The organism is Nocardia sp. CA-151230, from assembly GCF_050942175.1.
Classification (GTDB): domain Bacteria; phylum Actinomycetota; class Actinomycetes; order Mycobacteriales; family Mycobacteriaceae; genus Nocardia.
In genome coordinates, this window is record NZ_CP192061.1 from 5,292,264 (window position 1) to 5,309,225 (window position 16,962).

Genomic DNA, 16,962 nt, shown 5'->3' on the forward strand with positions numbered 1-16,962 from the left:
ATGCTGCGATCTCGATAGCTGAAGGTCACGCCCGGATCGTCACCGCTCCACTGCCCCATCGGGATGGTGCCCCGGAGTTCGGCATCGCCGGCGAGTGCGTCGGCGTCGAGCTGCTGGGCGTCGAAGCAGATCGGGCACACGGAATAGCGGCCGACCGCCTCCTCGTACCGCTTGCACAGCTCGGCCAGGCGAGCAGTCGTCGCAGGCGACGCGGACCGCAGTACCGGACCATGAGCGAAGGTAGGCGCGGTCCGGCGATGTGTCACCGCGCGTTCACCCGACGAATCCAGACCGATCCCGGCACCGGCAATTCTGGCTTACATGTTGACATTCCACGTTGATTTGTCACACACTCGCCAGGCTCAACGGTGACGAGGAGGGGTTCGGCGATGACCGATCACGCGCGGGCCGCGCTCGAGCTGTTGCGGGACAGCAGCCAGTTCAAGTGGTACGTGATTCCGCTGCTGCTGGTCGTCATCTACGTCTATGCGACCGAGGTCGAACGACGGAACTGGAATGTGCTGTTCGCGGGGCTGGCCCTGTGGGGCATGGACTGGTTCAACGAGATCTGGAACTCGCTGGTCTTCCACGCCACCGGGCGCGCGCCGGTGTGGGGCGCGAGCGGGCCGACGGCGTATCAGATCCTCATCGGCCTCAATATCGAGATCTGCTTCATGTTCGCCATCATGGGTGTGGCCGCGGCGAAGATGCTGCCGCCCAAGGAGGTTCGTATCCTGGGCCTGCCCAACCGGCCGGTCCTCATCGCGGCGAACTCCGCGGCCGCGGTCGGCGTGGAGGTGCTGCTGAACAAGGCGGGTGTGCTGACCTGGGATTGGTCCTGGTGGCACGCGGGCTTCCCGTACCTCATCTGGCTGTTCGGATACGTGCCGTTCTTCGTCGCCTGCTTCTACGTCCACGACCTGAAGACGGTGCGGGCGAAAGCCATTGCCGTGGGCGCGATTCTGGGGATCGACGCCCTCGCCCTGATCGTCTTCGGCTCCCTCGGGTGGTTGTGATGCTCGAACCCGCAGTGCGGCGCGGCGTGCTCGCCGCAGCCGCCGGACTCGCGCTCGCGGTGGCAGCTCCCCCCGCAGATCGCGTCCACCGAACCGCCGGCGTGCACGCTGCTCGGCACCGTCGGCACGCCCGAGCCGGCCGCGGACGAGACCACGGCCGGACTCGACGCCTTCCCGGCGGCCGCCGTCCCGCTACCGGATCAGGTGTTCCTGAGGACCACCGCGGAAACGTTCAACCGCCGCTGGTCCTTCGCCGTACGCGACGGGTCCGTCTACGTGAAACAGGCGGCCGCGCAGGGCGGTTGGCGCACGCTGCCGCTGCCCGGGTGCATGGCGGGCCGGATCGCCGGAGTCTCGGCCGACGACGACGAACTCATGGCCATCGATGTCGACGGCCGGTTCTTCACCATGGACCACATCCTGAGCGCACCCGCGGACTGGAACTGGAGCAGCCGCTACGGCACACCGCTGTGGACCGGCCCCGGCAACACCCTGCCGCCGGGCACGATCGCCTGGACCTGGTCGGTGCTGTCGCCCAACGAGGATCACCTCTGGCGCGATACCGCCGGCAATGACCACAATGTCGGCGGCGCGAAGGTGTCGCACGTCTTCGCGCTCACCGACGACGGTCACCGCATCCACTACGTGGACCCGTGGCTACCCCTGGACCACAGCTACGAGATGTCCACGCCCGACCGGGGCCGCTTCCGGGCGGTCGCGCTGTCCACCAGCGGATCGACCACGCTGGTCGTGGATCGGTTCGGCGACCTCTACACGCGGCTCTACGATTTCGACATCTCCGGCGCGGACAAGGTGTTCTTCCGCTACTCCTACCAGGATCAGCGGGGACGGCCCGCGGCGCCCGACATGCTCGGTGAGCGGATCGACGATCACTACGCGGCGATCCAGCTGCCCGCGCCGGACTGGCTGCGGCAGCCCAGGATTCCCGGCCGGATCACCGATCGGGTTTCCGTCCACAAGACCGGAATCGGTTCCGACGCACGCGAATTGCGTGTCGAGGGCGTCGACGGCGGGCGCACCGGCTTTTGGGTGAAGGAACTCACCGCCGACCATTGGGATTTCGCGCCCACCGATCTTCCGCTGGCAGGCCGTCTGCTGGACAACACCGGCACCGACCACTCGGCCGATGACACCGTGGCGGCATCGCCGTACACCTACGCGGGCCGGACCGCGTCGGGCGTGACCGTGCGGATCGAGTCCTTCGATGTCGCGGTCTCCCCCACCCCACTGCGCCTGGACTTCGCCGACGGCAGCCACCTCGACCTGACCCTGCACACCGTGGACGGACTCCGCCAGACGGTCCAGCCGTCCGGAATCACCGATCAGCCCAGAAGTTTCGACGGCACCGTCGAGATTCCTGCGAACATTCTCGCCGAGCTCGCGGATCAGCCGACGCCGGTCCGCGAGTTCCTCCAGACCGCGCTCGCGGGACGCCGTTTCACCGATACGCCGATCCGCGTCACTACGAACGAGTTCAGTATCGAAGGGCTCGGACTGACGCTGTCGCACACCGTCTGAATCACCGTGGTGTGACGGTCGGCTCGCCCGCGATGACGCTTCGGGTCATGGGTGGATCCAGAAAAAGCATGCGGGAAGCCGTGATCGATGGCGGTCGCCTCGTGCAGCCGGGCCGGGTGGGCCGGATCGAGTTCGACGTGAGCGCCCGCGGTTGTCCTCCAGCGGGCAGAGCCGGGAACCGGGAGGGGTTCGGTGGCTCGACTACTCGCGCGTCTCACTGGTCGGGCAGCCAGTTGCCGTGGAAGCCGTACGGGATGCGGCGGGGCAGGTGGATGGTGGCCACCGGTGTGGCCGCCAGGTCGGTGGCGTCGAGGATGACGAGGTCGCTGCGGTCCTCGGCGGAGTCGTAGACGTAGGACATGAGATAGCCTGCGCCGCCCGGGGTTTCGTCGGCGGGAGCGAAGGATGCCTCGGCGGGGAGGCGGCCGGGGCCGAAGGTGTGGGCGGTGCTCGAGCCGGTGTGGAGGTCGTAGCGCAGCAGCGCGCCGGCGCCGCCGTCGGAGACCGACACGTGGCCGTGGCGAGCGTTCAGGCCCGCGAGGCGGTCGTCGATGCGCGGGAATTCGGCGATGCGGTCGTCGAGTTGGTCCTCGCGGACCGCCCCGGTGGCGAGATCGATGGTCCAGCGCCACAGTGTCGCGCCCTCGTCGAAGTCGCTCGAGTCGGTGCGCCACATGCTCCGATAGCGCATGGCGTGCAGCACGATCCGGCCGTCTTCCTCGTGCGCGTTGAGGGTGTGGAAGACGTAGCAGGGTTCGATGGCGAACCAGCGCACGTCGCCGTGCGGGTCGTCGCGGCGCAGTACGCCGAGGCGGGCCTGGTAGTCGTCGTTCCACCGGAACGGCATGCCGGTACCGGCCATGGCGGTCGGCAGGTCGAAAACCACCGGCAGATCCATGAATACGACGTGGTTCGCGGTGAGCGCGAAGTCGTGGTGCATGGTCGCGGCCGGGACGTCGATCTGGCGGCTGAGCTCGAGCGTGCCGGCCGCGTCGGCGCGGTGATAGGTCAGGTAGGGCTCGAAGAAGTCGTAGCCGAAGAAATGCAGTTCCCCGGTGACGGGGCAGGTCTTCGGGTGCGCGGTCATGGCGGTGGTGAGCTTGCCGTCGAAATCGTGCGGACCCAGAGTGTCCAGATCGCAGGTCAATTCGCAGGGAAACGAGGATTCGACGAGTGCGAACGTGCGTCCGGCGTGCCGGATGACGTGCGTGTTCGCCACGCCCGCGGTGAAATCGCGCCGGCCCTGCTCATCGATGCCCCGGGCGCCGTCGGTGAAGGTGCTGGTGCGCACCCACCGATTGCGATAGGACACCGCGCGCCCGCCTTCGATCCGCACGCCGTGCACCATGCCGTCGCCGAGGAACCAGTGTTTGGAGGCCGCCGCGTGCGGGTTGGGCCCGTTGCGCAGGTACCAGCCGGTGAGTTCCTCGGGAATCGTTCCGGTGCAGGGTAGGTCGTGGGTGGTGAGCTCGTCCGCGACGGGCGCGTAGTTGCCGGTGAGATGGGGAGGTGTGGTCATGGTCGATACCTGCCTGCCGGAGGAGCGGGCTCCTCGGCGTCGCGACATTCCATTTCTGACATGTCCAAGATTGAGCCTTCATGTTCGACATGTCAATACTGGAATGTAAGGTGAGTGCATGAGTCTCCGGTACGCCCTGCTCGGGCTGCTGTCCGACGGTCCCGCCAGCGGCTACGACCTGCTGCGGACCTTCAAGCACTCGCTGGCCAATGTCTGGCCCGCGACGCAGAGCCAGATCTATACCGAGCTCACCAAACTCGCCGATACCGGATTCATCGCCGTCAGCGACGAGGGCCCGCGCGGCCGCAAGGAATACACCATCACCGACGCCGGGCTCGACGACCTGCGCACCTGGCTCACCACCACCCAGCCGAAACAGGCGACGCGCAACGACTCGCTATTGCGGGTGTTCTTCCTCGGCATCCTGCCGCCCGAGCAGGCCCGCGCCTACCTGACCGGCATCGCCGAACGCGCCGAAAGCGCCCACGCCGAACTGGGCGAACTCGAGCAGAACATCGACTGGACCGACAGCAACCTGTCGCATTACGGCCACCTCGCGCTGGAATACGGCGCCCGGGCCACCGCCATGAACCGGGACTGGGCCCGATGGGCGCTCGAACAGCTACCGCCGGAACAGGATTGACCGGCTCGCGCTACAGCCCGAGCCCGTGCGCCAGCACCGGCCAGGAGGCGGGCAGCTCGTCGTCCCAGTAACCCCAGGAGTGGGTGCCGTAGGGGTGCAGTTCCACGGTCGCCGGGATGCCCAGGTCCGCGAGCCGGTCGGCCATCGCGTGTGTGCACTGGTCGACGGCGGCCTCGAGAATGCCGCCCACCAGGATCTGGTTCGCGAGACTGTCTCCGGCACCGGCGAAGTGGCGGTCCCCCGCCTTGTCATGCGGCCCGGGCATGCCATTGCCGCTGGACAGATACAGGTCGAGCCCGCGCAGTGCCTCGGCGTGCAGGTAGGGGTCGTTGGCCGCCCACATCGGGTCACCGGACGGGCCGTACATATTGCCGGCGTCGCCGCCGCCGAACCCGACCGTGATCCGGACATACATCTCGCCCACCGGATCGGCGATCCGCGCACAGCCGCTGAACGCCGCCACCGAACGGTACAGGCCGGGTTTGGTGATCGGCAGCTGCAGGACCGACGTCCCCGACATCGATACTCCGACAAGGCCGTTCACACCATTCGTGCCCAGCGCGGCATCGATGAGCGGGGGCAGTTCCTCGGTGAGGTAGGTCGACCACTTCATGATGCCCAGCCGGGGGTCGGGCTGCCGCCAATCGGCGTAGTAGGACGCCGCGCCGCCGATGGGCTGCACGACATTGACGTCCTTGTCGGAGAGGAAGTCGAAGGCATTGGTGCGGCGATCCCAGGAGGCCGCGCCCTTGCCGCCGCTGCCGCCGCTGAGCATATAGAGCACCGGGCGGGGCGCGGACCGGTCGGCGGGCAGCTGCACATCCACCGGAAAGTCGAGGTTCATGGCGGCGGAGTGCACGGTGAGTTCGAGGTGCCGCTCGTCGACGCGCCGGGTGCCGGCAATAGCCGAACCGTCGGGCGCCACCGGCCCGGTCCCCGGACCGGCGGGCGTCATCACATCCGGTTGGGCGCGCGCCACCGGATCGAAGGGCGTCGAGGACAGCGAGACGAGCCCCGCCGCAGCCATTACTGCCATGCTGCAAATCATCGAGCGGTATCGCACGTCCGGGTCCTGGTTCTCGCGTGCCGCCGGCGCGCATACCTGGCGACTGTTCTGCTCCGACGGCGACGACCGTCTGTTCTGCTCCGACGGCGACCGCCGTCCGCGGCCCGACGGAATGCTCATCGGGCGCGCGGCGGCGAGTCTGGCAGCCGCTTTCTAACGGCAGGTTTCCGAATGTTGTCGGGCAGAAAACAGCTTGCGCACCGAAGGCTCAGCCGAGAGTGAGCAACCTCGCAGTCCCGGAGACGACGGTCTGGCTCTGATCGACCAGCGCGACCCGGACCTGCACGGGGGCGCCCGGTACCAGCGGCGTCTCCCCCTCCACCGGGGTGAGCGCGATGGTCGCGGCGTGCTGGACGCCGTCGCAGGTGAACGAGTTCTGGGTGCCGGTGGCGGCCGGCCGGTCCGCGTTCGGATCACCGACCATGGCCAGGATGCCGGCGACGCCCGCGGATGCCTCGCACGTGTAGTCGATGCCGACCGACGAGGCTCCCGCCGAGTCGACCGTGATGGAGTTGGCGGCCAGCGCAGGCGCTGCGGCGAGCAGCACCCCCGCGCCCAGGGCCGCGACGACAGCGGCGGTGACGGTCGAGCGGTGATGATTGCGAATGATGACCATGTTTTCGTTCCTCCTGTGTGACGGATCTGGATCGCTGAACACACGTGGAAAGACGCACGGCCAGTATCGCGTAGAACCAACATGGTCCAACCCGGGGCCCCCGGGAGGCGGGTGAACCGCACCGCGCGGTGAGTCTCGTATCCACCCGCAATCGCGCGGCAGCCACCGAGCGGAGTGCGCCGGTGCGCGACAGGGGTCGAGGATTCGGGCTGCGGGCGTCACTATGGGAGCCGAGGCAATCGCATCCGGATCATGAGGAGCGCCGGTGGATTCCGACATCTGTTACGCGTCCGCGCGGGAGCTGGCCGGCTGGCTGCGCGCCCGCCAGATCTCGGCCGTGGAGGTGGTGCGCGCCCACCTGGATCGGATCGAGCGGATCAATCCCAAGGTCAATGCCATCATCACCCTGGTCGGCGAGCAGGCGCTCGACGCCGCCCGCGCCGCCGACCAACGGGTGGCCGCCGGGGCCGAACCGGGTCCCCTGCACGGAATTCCGATGGCGCACAAGGATACCCACGACACCGCGGGCATCCGCACCACCTACGGCAGCCCGCTGCTGGCACAGCAGCTCCCCGAGCGCGACGAGCTGCTGATCGAGCGGTTGCACGCGGCCGGGGTCATCACCGTGGGCAAGACCAATGTGCCGGAGTTCGGTGCCGGCTCGCACACGGTGAATCCGATCTTCGGCGCCACCCGCAATCCCTACGATCTCGGCAAGTCGGCGGGCGGCAGCAGCGGCGGCGCCGCGGCCGCGCTGGCGTGCGGTCTGCAGCCGCTGGCCGACGGCAGCGATATGGGCGGGTCGCTGCGCAATCCGGCATCGTTCTGCAATGTGGTGGGCTTCCGCCCGTCGCCGGGCCGGGTGCCGACCTGGCCGGATCCGTACGCGTGGGGAACGCTGACGGTGCAGGGGCCGATGGCACGCACGGTGGCCGATGCGGCGTTGCTGCTGTCGGTGCTGGCGGGCCCGGATCCGCGCAGTCCCATCGCGATCGCCGAACCCGGCTCGATCTTCACCGGATCCCTGGACCGGGATCTACGCGGGCTGCGGGTGGCGTGGTCGCCGGACCTGGGCGGCGCGGTGCCGGTCGATCGGGCGGTGCGGGAGGTGCTCCAACCGGCGGTCCGGGTGTTCTCCGAACTCGGTGCGGTCGTGACCGAGGACTGCCCGGATCTGTCGGGGGCAGAACAGGTTTTCCGGACGCTGCGCGCGTGGCTGTTCGCGTTGGCGCTGGAACCGCTACTGGCGCACCGGGATCGGGTCAAGCCCTCGCTGGTGTGGAACATCGAGCAGGGGCTGACGTTGAGCGGGCGCGACATCGCCGAAGCCGAAGTGCTGCACACGATGCTGTTCCATCGGATGCGGGAGTTCTTCGAACGCTATGACGTGCTGCTGCTGCCGGTGAGCCAGGTACCGCCGTTCGAGGTGGAGCTCGAATATCCGGACACGGTGGACGGCGAGCCGATGTACACCTATCTGGATTGGATGCGGTCGGCGTATTTCATCAGTGCCACCGGGTGTCCGGCCCTGTCGGTGCCCGCCGGATTCACCACCGCGTGGCTGCCGGTGGGCTTGCAGATCGTCGGACCGCATCGTGCCGATCGTCTGGTTCTGGAGGTCGGGCATGCCTTCGAGCAGGCCACCGGATTCGGCACCGTGCGGCCGCCCATCGCCGCAGGCTGATTCACTCTCGCAGCGCCGCAGGCCGATTCACTCTCGAAGCCCGAGGCGGAGCCACTGTCGAGCCCCGCCGCGGAGCCGCGCTCGCGGGCCGGGCACGAACCCGGCCCGCGACAGTGGTGACTACTCGCCGCCCAACCGCACCGGCAGACTGGTGTGCCCGTTGGAGATGAAGCTGCCCAGCGGGGTCAATTCCGTTGCGTCCGTGGCGAGCCGGAGGTTCGGGAAGCGCTCGAACAGGGCAGGCAGCGCGATGGCGGCCTCCAGCCGGGCCAGCGGGGCGCCCAGGCAGTGGTGGGCGCCGTGGCCGAAGGCGACGTGCTGATCCTTGGTGTCGCGGTGGATGTCGAAGCTGTCGGCGGTCGCACCGTGGATCCGCGGGTCGCGGCTGGCGCCGGCGTAGGAGGCCAGGATGGCCTCGCCCTTGGGGATGGTGAAGCCGTCGATCTCGATGTCCTCCACCGCGTATCGCAGCGGCAGGTGCGCGACCGGCGACTGGTAGCGCAGGGTCTCCTCGATGACGTCGTTCCACGACGCCTGCTCGGCGACGACCGCGGCCAGCTGCTCCGGGTGGCTGAGCAGGGCGACGATGGCCTGGTCGAGCAGGTTCACGGTGGTCTCGTGCCCGGCATTGATGACGAGCATGAGGGTTTCGACGAGTTCCTTGTCGGCCAGCTGCGAGCCGTCCTCGTCGTCGCGGGCGGCGATCATGGCGCTGGTGATGTCGTCGCCCGGGTTGTCGCGGCGGTAGGCGACGAGTTCGCCCACCCGCTCGTACATTTCGAGGAAGTTGGCCATGGACTCCTCGGCGGACAGGGACCCGTCGAAGAAGCCGTCGACGCACTTGTGGATGGCGGCGTCGAGGTGCTCGGGCACCCCCATCAGGCCGCTGATCACGCGGATCGGCACCGGGTAGGCGTAGAGCGAGCGCAGGTCGGCGACCGAGCCCGCCGGGAGCGCGGCCAGCTCGTCGAGCAGCTCGGTGACGATGGCCTCGATGCGTTCGCGCATGGCGGTGGTGCGGCGGTGGGTGAAGGCCGGGGACACCAGCTTTCGCAGCCGGCGGTGGTCGGCGCCGTAGGCGGTGAACATGTTCTCCACGGCCACCCAGGGCAGCAGCGGCCATGCCTCGGTGATCTCGCCGTTGATGAACGCGGACCAGTGCTGGCGCGGATCCTTGGAGACGCGGGCATCGGCGAGCAGGGTCTTGAGCACGGACTGGTCGGTGACCGACCACGCCGTCACGCCGCCGGGCAGCTCCACCAGCGTGATGGGGCCCTGCTCGCGGATCCGGGCGGATTCGCCCTGGATGTCGGTGCCGGTGACATCCAGCACGATCGGGCTCTGGGACATGGGGCGCTCCTTACACCGCGCGCAGCGCGGGACTGATCGGAAATTCGACCGGCAGTGCCACCATGGCGCGGTGGAACGGGCCGGGTCGCCAGGAGATGTCGTGTTTGGGGACGGCCAGCGTCAGGTCCGGCACCGCGTCCAGCAACTGGTCGATGGCGGTCTGCGCGACCAGGTAGGCCACCGATCGGGCGGGGCAGGCATGCGGGCCCGCGCTCCAGGCCAGGTGCGACCGGTTGCCGGTACGGTCGCCGCCCGCGATCTCGGGATCGTTGTTGCAGGCGGCGAGGCTGATCAGGACCGGCTGGTGCGCGGGCAGCCAGGTGGTGTCGATGAGGATGGGCTGCCGCGGGTAGCTGATGGAGAAGTTGGCCATCGGCGGGTCGTTGAAGAGCACCTCGTCGAGCGCGTCGCGGGTGGAGAGGCTGCCGCCCAGCATGTCTCCGCCGAAACGGTCGTCGGTGAGCATGAGCAGCAGGGTGTTGCTGATCAGGTTCTGCATGGGTTCGAGGCCCGCGCCGTAGAAGCTGACCAGCTGGTACAGCATCTCCTCGTCGTTCAGCGCGGACGAGTGGTGGGCCATGCGCGAGGTGACGTCGTCGCCGGGCTCGGCGCGGCGCATGGCGATGAGCTCCATGAGCGCCTCGGCCAGGGTCTGCATGCCCCACGCGGCATTGACGGTGTCGAACAGCGCGGCCATGCCGGTGGCCACCCGCTGGCCGATATCCGCTGAGCAGCCGACCAATTGGTTGAGCACCTCGAACACCAGCGGCAGCGCATACTGCGACACCAGGTCCGCGCCACCCTCGGCGGCCAGGCCCGCGATGAGCCGGCCCGCGATCTCCTCGACCGTGGAATGCACGGCGTGCAGGTCGATCCCGTCGATACCGGCGGTGTAGGCCTGCCGGTAGCGGGTGTGCTCGGCGCCCGCGTTGCGCAGCGCGTTGGGGTACCACTGCATCATCGGCCGGATGGGCGAATCCTCGGGGATGCCCTCCTGCCAGACCCGGGGATCGGCCGGAAAGTGCTCGGGATCATTGAGGATTCGCAGCGCTGTCCGGTAGCTCACCACCAGCGTCGCGGGCACCCCCGGCGCCAGCTCGATGGGCACCATGGAGCCGTGCTGCCGGCGCATCTCGCGATAGGCACGATGCGGATCGGCCGCGAATTCCGGTGTTCCCAACAGCATCCGGGGCTCTGCCACTCCGACCGGCGACCCGCCGCGTACCGGGCATCCCCCAGCTCCCGAGACCACGCCCCACGATCCTGTCGACTCCAAGTCCGAAACTCCCTACAGACGAACGACTTTCACCGGACCCATCGGGTCATCCCCGTCGAGTCAACGCTTCGCACCCTAGCAGCCTCGCAGCACACCCACCCCTTCTGTGAAACGGCAACCGCCGGTCCTACTCCTCGACAATCGAGGTGATGAGAGTGCGGCTGCCGACCGTGCGGGTGGTGACGGTCTGGGTGAAGACGTCCGGAAGTTCGCCGGGACGCTGCTGGGCGACCTTCACCGCCCAGTGGTCATCGTCGGCGGCGGCGATCCGGCTGACCTGCACGCAGTAGCGGGTGCCGACGGGCAGCGAGTCGATGCCGCTCTGAATCTTGGCGGCGTCCGCGACATTCGCCGCGTCCTCGGCCACGAATTCCCGTGCGACGCTGCCGGAGCGGAGCACGTAGTAGGCGTACTCGAAAGCGAGGACGGCGTCGGGGCCGCTGGCGATACCGCCGGGATCGGTGCCGGTCACCCCGTCGGGGGTACGGCGGGACTGGCACCCGTCGGCGGCCGCGCCCGCGGACGTACGGATCGAGGTGGGGACGGCGCTCGTGCTGCGGCGGGTGGGTACTGCCGACGTCGAGCTGGTCGGGGCTCCGGCCGCACCGTGCGAGCTGGAGTCGTTGAGCGTGGTGAGGATTCCGGCGGCGGCGGCCGCCGCTCCGGCCAGCAGCGCCACGGCCAGGAACACCAGCAGGGTGCGCGAGCGGGTCCCCTGGCGCGACGGTGGAATCGCCTTGTGGCTGTGCGTCTCCCGAGGCGGCGGCGTCGGTGTCCGAGGCCGCGCGCTCTCGATCGCCTCGCTCACCGCCACCGACAGCTCGGTGCAGGTGGCGAATCGGGCCCGGGGATTCTTCGCCATCGCACGGGCCAGCACCGGATCCAGGGCGGCGGGCAGCGCCGGATTCCGCTCCCGCACCGAGGGCACCGGGGCCCGGACGTGCCGGTAGATCAGCCGCGGCAGATCCGTGTCGGCAAACGGCGGTGCACCGGTGAGCATTTCGAACAGCGTGCAGCCGAGTGAGTAGACGTCGGCGCGGCGGTCGACCCGGGCCTCACCGCTGAAACGCTCCGGCGCGGTGTACTGGAAACTGGCCACCACCTCACCGTTCTCGGTGATGCCGCGCACCTCGTGCCGGGACTCGGCGATGCCGAAGTCGGTGAGCAGCGCCCACTCTCGCGGCTGGGCGGTCAGCAGCACATTGGCCGGTTTGACGTCGCGATGCAGCACGCCCGCCTCGTGGGCGTAGTCCAGGGCGCGTGCCAGGTCGGCGGTGATGGCGGCGGCGCGTGCGGGCTCCAGGGGCCCGTCCAGCAGTTCGGCGGCCAGATCGGAGCCGTCGACGTAGGCCATGGCCAGCCACAGCTGTCCCTGTTCCTCGCCGCGGGCGTAGATGGTGACGATGTTCGGATGCGACAGCCGGGCAATGATGTTCGCCTCCCGCAGGAAACGCTGCCGGGTCTCGTCGTCATCGCTGGCCACGCGATTGAGCAGCTTCAATGCGACGAACCTGGGTAGGTCCCGATCGTGGGCCAGATACACCTCGCCCATCCCACCGGCACCCAGTAGTCGCTCGACCCGATATCCGGCGAAGACCACGCCGGTTCGGAGCTGCTCAGCCAACCAAATCCTCCCGATCCACGTGCACCGCAGACAATACCGGGCACCCGGGGCCGAGTCCGCCGCCCGCCCCAACCGGTTCCGCGGCCCGGCATCCTGCACGAAACGGGGGTAAACGGGGTGTGCGGATTGGATAGGCTGGAGGGGAACGGCTTCCGCACGCAACGGGGCGAGTCGTCGGGAGTCGTCTCGGGCCGGATGGCGGGAGCCGGGCTGTGCGGTCGTGGAATTAGGCCGGCCGGAAGGACATCCGATGATGAGGACTGTGCGGATGCTGGCGGGGGTGATCGCGGCCGCCGGGCTCGCGCTGGGCGTCGGCGGGGTGGGCGCGGCCCCGGCGCGGGCGGATTGGCTGCCGCAGTGGGCGCCGTTCGGCACCACGGTGTTCACCTTCGGGGACGCGAATTTCTGTGCGGGGCAGATCGCGGTGGGTCTGGAGGCCGCGCACGGCATGCCCGGCCATGTGACCGCGCATGTGACACCGCTGGGATATCTGGGTGGGCCGTGCGGCAATCACACCGTGCTGGGCTGGCTGGGGTCCGCGGGCGGTGGCTCGCGGGATGTCTATGTCCGCACCGGTGCTGGTCCGGGTGAGACCCAGACGGTCGACCTGTGGGTCGGGATGGGACTGGCCAAGCTGTTCGCCAACAGCTGGCCACTGCAGGGCCCGTGGGCCGAGTGGTATCTGATCGTGCCCTAGCCGCAGCGCTATTCGGGCGTGGCCGGCCGCAGGCAGGCGATCGCGGTGGCGGACTCGGACACGATCTCGCGCATGGCCGATTCGGCGCCGGGACCGTCACCGGACTGGATCGCCACGGCGACGGCGGCGTGCAGCTGCAGGGCCTGCGGATTGGCCTGCGCCGGCATGAGCTCGTGTTCGGTTCTGCCGGCGAGGACTTCGCGAATGATCGGGGCGAAGACCTGCAGCAGTGGATTGCCGGATGCGGCCACCAGGGTGGCGTGGAAGGCGATGTCGTGGTCGAGGTAGGCGGCGGTGTTGGCGGCGCGGGCCGTGGCCGACATGCCCATCACCGCCGCGGTCAGAGCCGCGCACTGCTCCGGCGTCGCGTGCGCCGCGGCTGCGCGGGCGGCCAGTGGCTCGATGCCGGAACGGAGTTCGGCCAGCCAGGCCAGCTGGGCGAAGCGGTGAGGACCGGCGAGCTGCCAGCGGATCAGCTTGGGGTCCAGCGCATGCCAGTGCGCGGGGTCCAGGACGGTGATGCCCGCGCGCCGCCGGATGCTGACCATGCCCAGGGATTCCAGCACGCGCACGACCTCGCGGGCGACGGTGCGGGAGACGTCGAAGCGGGTGGCGATCTCATCGGAGGAGATGCGCGTGCCGGGCGCGATGCCGCCAGAGGCGATGTCGGAGCCGAGCCGATCCAGCACCGATTCGTGCAGGGGCAAGGACTCGGCGCGGTCGACCATGGCTTCAGTGTCACACATCCGGGGCATATCTATCGGCATCCAAAAGGTAATACGTAGTACGTATTTATGAAACGGCTTGATATAGTCCTCCATATTGGGCTCTGTGCCCTGGATCACTCCACCTCGACTCGAAGAAGCGTCATGCCCAATCTCGAACCCCTCGCTGTCGCGAACCTGGCCGACGCGGCCACCCGGCACACCGGTAGCGCGCAGCTCATCACCGCGGCCGTGCTCGGTGTCGCGCTCATCGTCGGCCTCATCACCTGGCTGAAAATGCATCCGTTCCTGGCGCTGGCCATCGGCGCGGTCGCGGTCGGGCTCATCGCCCGGCTGGGCGCGGCCGACACCGTTGCCTCCTTCGTCAAGGGCTTCGGCTCGACCATGGGCAGCGTCGGCATCCTGATCGGCTTCGGCGCCATGTTCGGCAAACTGCTCGCCGATTCCGGCGGCGCGGATCAGGTGGTCGACACCCTGGTGAACCGGGCCGGGCCGCGGGCGCTGCCGTGGGTGATGGGCCTGGTGGGCGCGATCATCGGCCTGCCCATGTTCTTCGAGATCGGCGTGGTGCTGCTGATGCCGGTCATCCTGCTGGTCGCCAACCGGTCGCGGCTCCCCCTGATGGCGGTGGCGATTCCGGCGCTGGCGGGCCTGTCGGCCATGCACGGGCTGGTGCCGCCGCACCCGGGTCCGCTGGTCGCGGTGGCCGCGCTCAAGGCCGATCTGGGACTGACGCTGGGTCTCGGCGTGCTGGTGGCGGTGCCGACGGTGATCATCGCGGGGCCGCTGTTCGGCAAGCTGGCCGCGCGGTGGGTGAATGTGCCGGTGCCGGAACTGTTCTCGACCGGTGAGCCCGCCGGGCAGCCCGCCGCACAGAAGGGGCCGCGGCCGAGCTTCACCGCCACCCTGGCCACCATCCTGCTGCCGGTCGTGCTGATGCTGGGCAGCGCGGTCTTCGACGTGGTCTCGCCGAAGTCCGGGTCCCAGGTGAAGAAGGTCCTGGATGTGCTCGGCACCCCGGTCGTCGCGCTGGGTATCGCGCTGATCGTGGGCATGATCGTGCTCGGCCGTGGCGGCCGGATGACGCGGGACGCCCTGGCCGACACCATGAACAGCGCGCTGCCACCGGTCGCGGGCATCCTGCTGATCGTCGGCGCGGGTGGCGGCTTCAAACAGGTGCTGGTCGACACCGGCATCGCCGGCACCATTGCCGACGCGATTCGCGACAGCAGCCTGCCCGTGCTGCTGCTGGCCTGGTTCGTGGCCGCGCTGATCCGCGTCGCGACCGGCTCGGCCACCGTCGCGACGGTGACGGCGTCGGGCATTCTCGCTCCGGTCGCGGCCGGGCTCAGCACCTCCCACGTGTCGCTCATGGTGCTGGCGATCGGGTCGGGCTCGCTGTTCCTGTCGCACGTCAACGACGCCGGGTTCTGGATGGTCAAGGAGTATCTGCGCCTGGACGTCGCGCAGACGCTGAAGTCGTGGAGCCTGATGGAATGCGTGATCTCACTGGCCGGGCTGGCGGGCGTGCTCGCCCTGAGCGCGGTCGTCTAGGAGCAGCGATGGCAACCCCCGCGCGACCGCAGATCGTGGTGCTCATGGGCGTCTCCGGATCCGGGAAATCCACGGTCGCGGGCATGCTGGTCAGCAGCCTGGGCTGGGATCTCCTGGAGGGCGACGACCTGCACCCGCCCGCCAATATCGCCAAGATGGCGGCCGGCCACGCCCTCACCGACGCCGATCGGGAGCCGTGGCTGGAGGCCATCGCGGCCTGGATGTCCGACGAGTTCACGGCGGGCCGCTCGGCGGTCGTGACCTGCTCGGCCTTGAAGCGCTCCTACCGGGACGTGCTGCGCCGCAGCCTCGCCGGGCACCCGGGCGCGGTGCTGACCTTCCTGCATCTCACGGGATCCCGGGACGAGTTGCAGCGCCGCCTCACCGCGCGCATGGACCATTTCATGCCGCCGGGCCTGCTCGATTCCCAGCTCGGAACCCTGGAGGCGCCCGGTCCCGACGAGCATATTCTCAGCATCGAAATCGGCCCTCCCCCACACGAAGTCGCCGCCGCGGCGCTGGCCGCCATCCGGGCTCACAGCTGACACAAAGCTTCAGCTCAGCTTCAGGCTGCCTCTCTACGATCACTCGCGTGAACGCACCGAGATTCGCCGCAGCGATCCTGCTGTCCACCGCCTTCATGGCCGCCGGGTGCGGGCACCCACAGGCCCGCGCCGCCGGCGACACCACCGTCACCCTCGAATACGGTGGACTACAGCGGCAATACATCATCCACTACCCCGCCAACCGACCCCAGGGCCTGCTGCCCGCCGTGCTCGCCTTCCACGGTGGCGGCGGCAATGCCGAGAACATGGCCGGTTCCTTCGGCTTCGACAAGGCCTCCGACGCCGACGGTTTCATCGCCGTCTACCCGAACGGCTACGAGAAGTCCTGGAACGACGGCCGCGGCGACGACACCAATGCCAGCGCCGCGAGTATCGACGACGTGGGTTTCGTTGCGGCCGTGATCGACCGGATCATCGCGAACGACTCCGTGGACCCCACCCGCGTCTACGCCACCGGCATGTCCAATGGCGGCATGTTCACCGAGGACCTCGGCTGCCGGCTGTCCGGGAAGCTGGCGGCCATCGCCCCGGTGGCGGGCCCGCTCCCCCAGGCCGACGTATCCTCCTGCGCCCCAACCCATTCCCTGCCGGTCCTGGAGATCCACGGCACCTCCGACCCGATCGTCCCCTACGGCGGGGGTGTCGTGCGCGTCACCTCCGGCCACCACGGCGCGGGCTCGAGCCCGGTGCTCTCGGTCGACGCCACCCAGCAGCTGTGGCGGGAGAAGAATTCCTGCGACGCGGCCACCACGACCACGCTCCCGCAGCGCACCGACGACGGCACCACCGTGACCGTCGAGTCCTCCGACTGCGCGAACGGCGCCAAGGTCCAGCTCTATTCGATCGCCGAGGGCGGCCACACCTGGCCGGACGGCCCGCAATACCTGCCGCAGGTGATTGTCGGCAAGGTCACGCACCAGTTCGACGCCACCGACGTGATCTGGCAATTCTTCGCTCAGTTCCACGCCTAGCCGCCAGGTGAACACGGGACGACCAGGACATACCGGTACCGTGGACCAATGGCCGCCTCACAGTTTGCCTGTCGGTAACTCTCGTATGAAACAACCAACGCACAAGCGCCGGATGG

General features: G+C 68.9%; 16 protein-coding genes. 9 read left to right on the forward strand and 7 right to left on the reverse strand.

Annotated elements, in window-relative coordinates:
- The first annotated feature begins 389 nt into the window (after positions 1-389).
- The gene (locus tag ACQP1O_RS25190) at positions 390-1,016 is read left to right on the forward strand and encodes a hypothetical protein (RefSeq protein ID WP_433560936.1); all 627 of its coding nucleotides are present in this window, start codon (positions 390-392) and stop codon (positions 1,014-1,016) included.
- A 204-nt stretch (positions 1,017-1,220) separates the two neighbouring features.
- Positions 1,221-2,555 carry a hypothetical protein gene (locus ACQP1O_RS25195; protein ID WP_433560937.1) on the forward strand — a complete coding sequence of 445 codons (1,335 nt, stop codon included), beginning with the start codon at positions 1,221-1,223 and terminating at the stop codon, positions 2,553-2,555.
- 214 nt (positions 2,556-2,769) lie between these two features.
- Here the strand turns inward: ACQP1O_RS25195 and ACQP1O_RS25200 are convergent, their stop codons facing one another.
- Complete coding sequence (locus tag ACQP1O_RS25200) at positions 2,770-4,074, reverse strand: carotenoid oxygenase family protein (protein ID WP_433560938.1); 1,305 nt, start codon at positions 4,072-4,074, stop codon at positions 2,770-2,772.
- A 118-nt stretch (positions 4,075-4,192) separates the two neighbouring features.
- Here ACQP1O_RS25200 and ACQP1O_RS25205 point away from each other — a divergent pair, with 118 nt between their 5' ends.
- Entirely contained in the window at positions 4,193-4,717 is a 525-nt protein-coding gene (locus tag ACQP1O_RS25205) for a PadR family transcriptional regulator (protein WP_433560939.1), read from the forward strand.
- A gap of 10 nt (positions 4,718-4,727) precedes the next feature.
- Here ACQP1O_RS25205 and ACQP1O_RS25210 read toward each other — a convergent pair whose 3' ends face one another.
- Complete coding sequence (locus ACQP1O_RS25210; protein WP_433560940.1) at positions 4,728-5,753, reverse strand: alpha/beta hydrolase; 1,026 nt, start codon at positions 5,751-5,753, stop codon at positions 4,728-4,730.
- Between ACQP1O_RS25210 and ACQP1O_RS25215 the strand changes: the two genes are divergently transcribed.
- Positions 5,752-5,940: a hypothetical protein gene (locus tag ACQP1O_RS25215; protein ID WP_433560941.1), complete on the forward strand. Its 189-nt coding sequence runs from the start codon at positions 5,752-5,754 to the stop codon at positions 5,938-5,940. The genes ACQP1O_RS25210 and ACQP1O_RS25215 overlap by 2 nt on opposite strands.
- A 51-nt stretch (positions 5,941-5,991) precedes the next feature.
- Here the strand turns inward: ACQP1O_RS25215 and ACQP1O_RS25220 are convergent, their stop codons facing one another.
- Positions 5,992-6,399 (reverse strand): hypothetical protein, encoded by a 408-nt coding sequence (locus tag ACQP1O_RS25220; RefSeq protein ID WP_433560942.1) that lies wholly within the window; start codon positions 6,397-6,399, stop codon positions 5,992-5,994.
- A gap of 265 nt (positions 6,400-6,664) precedes the next feature.
- Here ACQP1O_RS25220 and ACQP1O_RS25225 point away from each other — a divergent pair, with 265 nt between their 5' ends.
- A complete protein-coding gene (locus ACQP1O_RS25225) occupies positions 6,665-8,083 on the forward strand; it encodes an amidase (RefSeq protein ID WP_433560943.1) in 1,419 nt (472 codons plus the stop codon).
- Positions 8,084-8,203: 120 nt separating this feature from the next.
- On the opposite strand, the gene ACQP1O_RS25230 is transcribed toward ACQP1O_RS25225, so the two are convergent.
- The 3 genes from ACQP1O_RS25230 to ACQP1O_RS25240 all read right to left on the reverse strand — a co-directional run bounded on the left by ACQP1O_RS25230 (position 8,204) and on the right by ACQP1O_RS25240 (position 12,333).
- Complete coding sequence (locus ACQP1O_RS25230; RefSeq protein ID WP_433560944.1) at positions 8,204-9,433, reverse strand: cytochrome P450 family protein; 1,230 nt, start codon at positions 9,431-9,433, stop codon at positions 8,204-8,206.
- Between the two features lie 10 nt (positions 9,434-9,443).
- Complete coding sequence (locus ACQP1O_RS25235) at positions 9,444-10,619, reverse strand: cytochrome P450 (protein WP_433560945.1); 1,176 nt, start codon at positions 10,617-10,619, stop codon at positions 9,444-9,446.
- Positions 10,620-10,836: 217 nt separating this feature from the next.
- A complete protein-coding gene (locus tag ACQP1O_RS25240; RefSeq protein WP_433560946.1) occupies positions 10,837-12,333 on the reverse strand; it encodes a serine/threonine-protein kinase in 1,497 nt (498 codons plus the stop codon).
- A 250-nt stretch (positions 12,334-12,583) separates the two neighbouring features.
- On the opposite strand from ACQP1O_RS25240, the gene ACQP1O_RS25245 reads away from it, so the two are divergent.
- On the forward strand, positions 12,584-13,030 hold the full coding sequence (locus ACQP1O_RS25245; RefSeq protein ID WP_433560947.1) for a hypothetical protein: 447 nt from the start codon (positions 12,584-12,586) through the stop codon (positions 13,028-13,030).
- Positions 13,031-13,038: 8 nt separating this feature from the next.
- Here ACQP1O_RS25245 and ACQP1O_RS25250 read toward each other — a convergent pair whose 3' ends face one another.
- A complete protein-coding gene (locus tag ACQP1O_RS25250; protein ID WP_433560948.1) occupies positions 13,039-13,758 on the reverse strand; it encodes a FadR/GntR family transcriptional regulator in 720 nt (239 codons plus the stop codon).
- Between the two features lie 141 nt (positions 13,759-13,899).
- On the opposite strand from ACQP1O_RS25250, the gene ACQP1O_RS25255 reads away from it, so the two are divergent.
- Genes ACQP1O_RS25255 through ACQP1O_RS25265 form a run of 3 tightly spaced genes read left to right on the forward strand, consistent with a single transcriptional unit; the run spans position 13,900 to position 16,846 of the window.
- Positions 13,900-15,309 carry a GntP family permease gene (locus ACQP1O_RS25255; RefSeq protein ID WP_433560949.1) on the forward strand — a complete coding sequence of 470 codons (1,410 nt, stop codon included), beginning with the start codon at positions 13,900-13,902 and terminating at the stop codon, positions 15,307-15,309.
- Positions 15,310-15,317: 8 nt separating this feature from the next.
- The gene (locus ACQP1O_RS25260; RefSeq protein WP_379469520.1) at positions 15,318-15,854 is read left to right on the forward strand and encodes a gluconokinase; all 537 of its coding nucleotides are present in this window, start codon (positions 15,318-15,320) and stop codon (positions 15,852-15,854) included.
- Positions 15,855-15,901: 47 nt separating this feature from the next.
- On the forward strand, positions 15,902-16,846 hold the full coding sequence (locus tag ACQP1O_RS25265; protein ID WP_433560950.1) for an extracellular catalytic domain type 1 short-chain-length polyhydroxyalkanoate depolymerase: 945 nt from the start codon (positions 15,902-15,904) through the stop codon (positions 16,844-16,846).
- Positions 16,847-16,962 lie beyond the last annotated feature (116 nt).